This window comes from Streptomyces sp. NPDC056600, from assembly GCF_042792855.1.
Classification (GTDB): Bacteria; Actinomycetota; Actinomycetes; order Streptomycetales; family Streptomycetaceae; genus Streptomyces.
The window spans coordinates 91,109-97,672 of sequence record NZ_JBHTVQ010000020.1 but is presented as its reverse complement, the minus strand read 5'-3'; the positions used below and the strand labels follow the sequence as shown (position 1 = coordinate 97,672).

The 6,564-nt window shown below is 75.0% G+C and carries 7 protein-coding genes; 4 read left to right on the top strand and 3 right to left on the bottom strand.

The features are described from left to right. Nucleotides 1-72: 72 nt before the first annotated feature. Complete coding sequence (locus ACFRAV_RS13230) at nt 73-993, bottom strand: sirohydrochlorin chelatase (protein WP_382554605.1); 921 nt, start codon at nt 991-993, stop codon at nt 73-75. A 427-nt stretch (nt 994-1,420) separates the two neighbouring features. Continuing rightward, complete coding sequence (locus ACFRAV_RS13225; protein ID WP_382554618.1) at nt 1,421-2,416, bottom strand: BadF/BadG/BcrA/BcrD ATPase family protein; 996 nt, start codon at nt 2,414-2,416, stop codon at nt 1,421-1,423. A gap of 162 nt (nt 2,417-2,578) precedes the next feature. Between ACFRAV_RS13225 and ACFRAV_RS13220 the strand changes: the two genes are divergently transcribed. The 3 genes from ACFRAV_RS13220 (at nt 2,579) to ACFRAV_RS13210 (ending at nt 4,615) form a co-directional block, all read left to right on the top strand. Then, nucleotides 2,579-3,256, top strand: a complete 678-nt coding sequence (locus tag ACFRAV_RS13220; RefSeq protein ID WP_382554603.1) for a uracil-DNA glycosylase — start codon at nt 2,579-2,581, stop codon at nt 3,254-3,256. A 400-nt stretch (nt 3,257-3,656) separates the two neighbouring features. After that, nucleotides 3,657-4,052, top strand: a complete 396-nt coding sequence (locus tag ACFRAV_RS13215; protein WP_382554601.1) for a hypothetical protein — start codon at nt 3,657-3,659, stop codon at nt 4,050-4,052. A gap of 44 nt (nt 4,053-4,096) precedes the next feature. Next, nucleotides 4,097-4,615 carry a hypothetical protein gene (locus tag ACFRAV_RS13210; RefSeq protein ID WP_382554598.1) on the top strand — a complete coding sequence of 173 codons (519 nt, stop codon included), beginning with the start codon at nt 4,097-4,099 and terminating at the stop codon, nt 4,613-4,615. A gap of 82 nt (nt 4,616-4,697) precedes the next feature. Here ACFRAV_RS13210 and ACFRAV_RS13205 read toward each other — a convergent pair whose 3' ends face one another. Beyond that, the gene (locus ACFRAV_RS13205; RefSeq protein ID WP_382554595.1) at nt 4,698-5,786 is read right to left on the bottom strand and encodes a WD40/YVTN/BNR-like repeat-containing protein; all 1,089 of its coding nucleotides are present in this window, start codon (nt 5,784-5,786) and stop codon (nt 4,698-4,700) included. A 165-nt stretch (nt 5,787-5,951) separates the two neighbouring features. Between ACFRAV_RS13205 and ACFRAV_RS13200 the strand changes: the two genes are divergently transcribed. Continuing rightward, a complete protein-coding gene (locus tag ACFRAV_RS13200; RefSeq protein WP_382554593.1) occupies nt 5,952-6,560 on the top strand; it encodes a hypothetical protein in 609 nt (202 codons plus the stop codon). The last annotated feature ends 4 nt before the right edge of the window (nt 6,561-6,564 follow it).

The following is a 6,564-nucleotide window of genomic DNA, read 5'->3' as shown; positions in this document are numbered from 1 at the left end:
CCTGGGGATCGAGGAGCGGGGCCCGCGGCCTTCGTCGTTCCGACTGCCACCGGTATCCGCAGGACCGGCGGCTCAGCGGACGGGCAGACCCTGGGGCTGCTGGGGCGCGATGCCCAGGGCGGTCGTGTACTTGGCGAGAGCCAGCTTGCCGACGGCCGGGTAGGCGCCCAGCGGCTCGGCTGCCGGGCAGCCCGCCTCCTGCGCGGCCGCCTCCAGCAGCTCAGGCTGGACCTCGGGGCCGATCAGGTACGGGGCGAGCGCGAGCTGCTGCGAACCCGCGTTGCGCAGCTGCTCGGTCACGGAGGCGAGGGAGCCCTCCTGGTCCAGCGCCGCCGCCATGACCGGCACGGCGAGGCGCGCGGCCAGCAGCATGCCGGTGATGCCGGCCGCCTGGACGGCCTCCTCGCCGCCCACGGTCGCCAGGACGATGCCGTCGGCGGCCGTGTGCACGGTGAACAGGCGGGCGCGGTCGGCACGGGCGTGACCCGCCTCCGACAGCCGCACGTGCAGCGCCTCGGCCAGCAGCGGGTGCGGGCCCAGCGCGTCGGTCAGGTCGGCGGCGACCCGGCTGTCCATGACCGCCTGGCGCACCTGGCGCAGCAGGGAGCTGTCCGGGCCGGCCAGCAGCGGCACCACGACGGCCACCGGGCCGTCGGGCTCCTGCACGTCCGAGCCGGCGGCGCGCGCCAGCTCGTAGCGCGCGGTCCGCTCCTCGGCGGCGCGCGTCAGCACGGACTGCAGGGTGGGGAATTCCTCGTCTTCCCCGTCCAGATAACCGATGCGTCCGTCCAGGCCGGGGAGCTCGGAGCGCGCGATGCTCACGACCTCCTCGGCGAGGCTGCGGGTCGCGGTGCTGGGAGTGCCAGGCACCGCGAGCACCAGTGCGGGCGCGCCCTCAGGGGCAGCCAGGGGCTCGGGCCGGCGGTGCCGGCCGGGCTGGCGGGGACGCGGCATTCGTACAGGCAGGCCTGCGGGCCCAGTGGGGGAGCTCATGCTGCCGCATGCTAGTGGCTTCAGGGGCTCCTCTGTTCGGGGAGGGGGCGGGTGAGCGGTATCCGTCCGCATTTGTCCGCCGGGTCGTGTGACAAGCGGAATGGTTTTGTTCACTCCGGGCGCGCACCGTACGGGCTTCGTGGCATCCGGTGACGGGCCTCGCGAGCAGGGCCGGGTGCAAGGGTGCGGAACCTGGGCGTTGCCTGACGCCGCATCATACGGAAGCCGTCGTCGCCGCCCGCGGGGGGAGCGGCCGCCCGCGCCGACGGGGCACAACCGCCGCCGGATCTTCACCCGCAGTCCGGTGCGGCCGGCCGCGAGAGGAGGGGATTTGTCGACTTGTGGTCCCCTTTCCGGCAGTTGTGCCCGGAACCCGCCGTCGCCCGCGGCCGGCGGGTTCCGGCCGGGGCGCGGCGGCTCCGGTCGCTCACCCCTGGGTGAGGTGCAGCAGACGCCGGTCGTGGGGGAGCGCCAGGTCGCCGAGGGCGAGTCCCGCCGCCAGGCGGAAGGCGCCCAGCAGGGGGTCGCCCTCGGGGGCCACCCGGCGGGCGTGCGGGAGGGCCTTGGCCAGCTCCTCCTCCAGCGGAGCGAGCAGCGGCTCCCCGAGGCCCAGCAGACCACCTGTCACCGACACCGCGGCCTCGCCCCCGTCGGGGCAGACCGCGGCCGCCGCGGCGGCCATGTGCCGGGCGGCCTCCCGCAGGATCGCCTCCGCCACCGCGTCCTCGCGCGCGCAGGCGGCCACCTCGGGCGCGAACGAGGCCAGCACCGCGGGCCGGTCGGTCCGCGGGTACAGCGCCTGCGGCCAGCCGTCCGCCGGACCGAGCAGGGCCTGCCCCCGCTCCAGAAGGGCGACCGACCCGCCGGGACGGCCGTCATGGGCGCGGAGCGCGGCCTCCAGACCGGCCCGGCCGATCCACGCGCCGCCTCCGCAGTCGCCCAGCAGATGACCCCAGCCGTCCGCCCGCCGCCAGGCCGCGAGATCGGTGCCGGTGGCGGTCAGTCCCGTCCCGGCCGCCACCACGGCGCCCGGGCGCGCGCCCAGCGCCCCCACGTACGCCGTCACCGCGTCCGAGGACAGCGCGACGCCCGCCCAGGCTCCGTCGCCGCCGAAACGCGCCGTCAGGGCGTCCGGCACCTCCGCCCGCCAGGCGTCGCCGAGCGAGGCGAAGCCTGCCGCGCCCACCGCCACCGCCTCCGGAGCTCCCAACCCGGCCTCGGCCAGCGCCGCTTCGGCGAGCGGGGCCAGCGACTCCAGCAGGTGGACCGGATCCAGACCCTGGGGTCCCGTCCGCACCGGCTCCCGGCCCGCGCGCCGGACCACCGGACCGCTCCGCGGGGTGCCCACGGCGACCCGCAGCCCGGAGCCGCCGGAGTCCACCGCCAGCAACACCCGCTCCCGCGACGCGGCCGGGTCGGCCATGGGACGGAGCACGTTCCCCTCCTCGGACAGGACCGGCCGCACGAGCCACTGGCCCGGCCCGGTGCTCTCGACGAGGATGAAGACTAGCGTCGCGGGCCGTCCCCATGGGCGTGCTTCCGCAGGCGCGGGCGATGTCGGCGGGGGCCAGTAGGGTGACGCGTTGTGGCACCAAGACCTCTACATGCACTCGTTGAAGCGGGCTGGGCGAAGGCCCTGGAACCTGTGGCCGACCGCATCGCCGCGATGGGCGACTTCCTGCGGGCCGAGATCGCGGCCGGCCGGACGTATCTCCCCGCCGGGGCCAACGTCCTGCGGGCCTTCCAGCAGCCCTTCGACGACGTCCGCGTCCTGATAGTCGGTCAGGACCCCTACCCCACCCCGGGCATGGCGATCGGCCTGAGCTTCGCGGTCTCGCCGGAGGTGCGCAACCTCCCCGGCAGTCTCGAGAACATCTTCCGGGAGATGCATTCCGACCTCGGACTGCCCCGTCCGTCCAACGGCGATCTGACGCCGTGGACCCGGCAGGGCGTCCTGCTGCTCAACAGGGCTCTCACCACCGCCCCCCGCAAACCGGGCGCGCACCGCGGCCAGGGCTGGGAAGAGGTCACGGAGCAGGCGATCCGGGCGCTGGCGGCGCGCGGCAAGCCGCTGGTGTCGGTCCTGTGGGGACGCGACGCGCGCAATCTGCGGCCCCTGCTGGGCGACCTCCCGGCGATCGAGTCCGCCCATCCGTCACCGATGTCCGCCGACCGGGGCTTCTTCGGCTCACGTCCGTTCAGCCGGGTCAACGACCTGCTGCTCCGGCAGGGCGCCGAGCAGGTGGACTGGCGCCTGCCGTAGGCACGGCCTGCCGCATCGCGCCGCGGCCCGCAGCCCTGACAGCCCGTCTGGTCGCCGCCGACCAGGCGGGCGCCGTTCTTCTCCGGGCCGTGGGTGCGCGGGCGCGGCCCGGCGACCTCGCGGTACCGCCCGCGCCGTGAGTGCTCCGGCGTCGCCGCGCACTGGTCCGTCCGGACGCCCGCGGATCGCCGGAAAGAGCGGAACCCGTTCCCGCCCGCCCGCGTACGCCCGGTCCGCACGGCATTCCGCGCTGCACTGTTCCCCGCGGGTGTCCTCGCAGAGTTCCCTGCGGGCGTCCCGCGTCGCCGCGTCCGCACCGGTCGCCGTTCCCGCCGTCCGTCCTCACGAGAGGGGGCGCCTGCCGATGCCACAGGGCGCACACCGCCGGTCCGCGTCCCGCATGCCAGGACCGTTCGAACTGCTGACGCGCGTCGTGGCGGCGGCGGGGCTGGCCGTGGACGCGTACCTCCACATCGACCTGGCGTCCACCTACGACGGCGGCTCGGCGACCGTCGGCCAAGGCACCCTGTTCCGGATCGAGGCCGTGCTGGCGGCGCTGGCCGCGCTGCTGGTGCTGTTCTTCCGCAGCCGTCTCCTGCGCGCGTACGCCTTCCTGGTCGCGGCCGGCGGGCTCGCGGCCGTGCTGGTCTACCGCTATGTCGACGTCGGGGCGTTCGGGCCGTTCCCGAACATGTACGAGCCCCTCTGGTACACGAAGAAGGTGGTCAGCGCCACCGCCCAAGCCGTGGCCACGGTGGCGACGGCCGTGCTCCTCGCCCTTCCCCGACGGCGCTGACGCCCGCAGAGATCACCGACCCTTCACCTCCCCAGGAGATCCCCGTGGAAAAGCTCTCCGGACCCGTCCGCGCCCTCGCGGTGGTCGCCATGGCGGCCGCCGCCCTCGGCGGCTGCTCGAACGGCGACCCGGGAACCCCCGCGCCCGACAAGGCGGAGCACGCCTCGCCCACGCCCGCCACGGGTGGCGCGGCCCGCCTGACGCTGAGCTCCGCGGGCGGCCTCGGCAAGATCCTCGCCGACGGACAGGGCCGCACCCTGTACCTCTTCGAGGCGGACACGTCGACGAAGTCGACCTGTGACGGCGCCTGCGCGGGCGCCTGGCCTCCGCTGACCACGCAGGGCGCGCCGAAGGCCGGGCCGGGTGTCGACGCCTCGAAGCTGAGCACCACCACCCGTGACGACGGCAAGAAGCAGGTTGTCTACAACGGCCACCCGCTCTACTCCTACAAGGGGGACGGCGCGGCCGGCGACACCAACGGCCAGGGCCTCGACCAGTTCGGCGCGAAGTGGTTCGTCCTCGACGCCGCCGGAAAGAAGATCGAGAAGAACAGCGCCGGCTGAACTCTCCACCACCTCCGCGCACTCCCGGACGAACGGGCGTGCACCGCCTGCCCGGGGTGCTCGACGAGGGGCCGTGACCGGGTCAGCCGACGACCGCGGCCCGGACACAGAGCACGTCCGGCAGGTGCGCGGCCAGCTGCCGCCAGCTCTCGCCCTCGTCCGCGGAGGCGTAGACCTCGCCGTTGCGGGTGCCGAAGTAGACGCCCGCCGGGTCGGCGTCGTCCGTGCACAGGGCGTCGCGGAGCACCACGCCGTAGTGGTCCTCGTCGGGCAGTCCCGCCGACAGCGGCTCCCAGCTGCCGCCGCCGTCGGAGGTGCGGAACACCCGCAGGCGGCGTCCGGCGGGAACCCGGTCGGAGTCGGCGTTGACCGGGAACAGGTAGGCCGTGTCGCCGCGGCGCGGATGGGCGGCCACGGCGAAACCGAAGGTGGTCGGCAGGTCGTCGCCGATGTCCGTCCAGGACCCGCCGCCGTCGTCGCTGCGGTAGACGCCCCAGTGGTTCTGCAGGTACAGCCGCTCCGGGTCCGCGGCGTCCCGGGAGATCTTGTGGACGCACTGACCGAACTCCGGGTCCGGGTCCGGCAGGAAGACCGCCGAGACCCCGGAGTTGGACGGCGACCAGCTCGCCCCGCCGTCCGCGCTGCGGAAGACGCCCGCCGCGGACACCGCCACGGTGAGGGCGGCCGCGTCGCGGACGTCGGTGAGGATGGTGTGCAGCCCCTCGCCGCCTCCGCCGGGCGCCCAGCGCGAGCGGGTGGGGTGCTCCCACAGCGGGCGCACCAGGGTGAAGCTCTCGCCCCGGTCCTCCGAACGGAACAGCGCGGCGGGCTCGGTGCCGGCGTACACCACGCCGGGTTCGGCGGCGGACGGGTGCAACTGCCAGACGCGCTCCAGGGACGCGCCGGTGTCCTCCGGGAACCGCACGGCGGGGCTGGCCGGTTCGGTCCAGGTGCGGCCCAGGTCGTCCGAGTGGAAGACCGACGGGCCCCAGTGGGAGCTCACGCCTCCGACCAGGATCCGGGGTGCGGGACCGCGGGTGTCCAGGGCCACCGAGTAGACGGCCTGCGCGTTGAAGTGCGGATCGGGATCGAACTCCCAGTCGCCGCCGGATCCGCGGCGGGCGAGGAACAGCCCTTTGTTCGTGCCTACGGCGAGCAGTACGTCGGCCATGCCGGCCACCTCTCAGGACGTCGTCGTCCGGACGGGGAGCGATGCGGTCACGGCCAGTCTGCACGCAGCCACCGACAACGCCCTGTAGCGACGGCGCCACCGTGGGCAGGCGTCCTGCGGCGGTCTGCAGGACGCACCCCGCGGGCCGCCTCGTAGGGTGGCCGCGTGGACGGATCCGGCATGTGGGCGGAGCAGGAGGCGCTGCGCGCCGAGGCGCGGGGCGTGTACGAGGACCTCGCCCTGGGCGGGCTGCTGGAGAGGGCAGGGACGCCCGCCGTCGTCGGGAGCGCCGCGCTGGGCGTGATGGTGCGCCGGGATCTGGACGTCGACGTGACCTGCGAGCGTCTGGACGACGCCACGGCGACGGCCGTGGCCGAGGCGGGCGCGCGGCTCGCGACGCACCCGCGCGTGCGCACGGTGACTTTCCGCGACGACCGCGGGGAGTGGAACCGCGAGCCGGACCGCTATCCCGACGGCCTGTACCTCGGCGTGGAATGCCGCACGCCCACCGGGGCCGTCTGGAACCTCGACGTCTGGTTCCTCGACGACCCCGGACGCCAGCCCTCGACCGCCCACCTGGCCACCCTGCTCCCACGGCTGACCGACGGGAGCCGCAGGACGGTCCTGGAGATCAAGCGGGCCTGGGCCGGCCGCCCCGAGTACGGCACGTCCGTCTCCGGCATCGACGTCTACCGCGCGGTGCTCGACGACGGCGTCGGCGATCCGGCCCAGTTCGAGGACTGGGTCCGGCGGCGGACGAACTCCCCCGACTGACAGC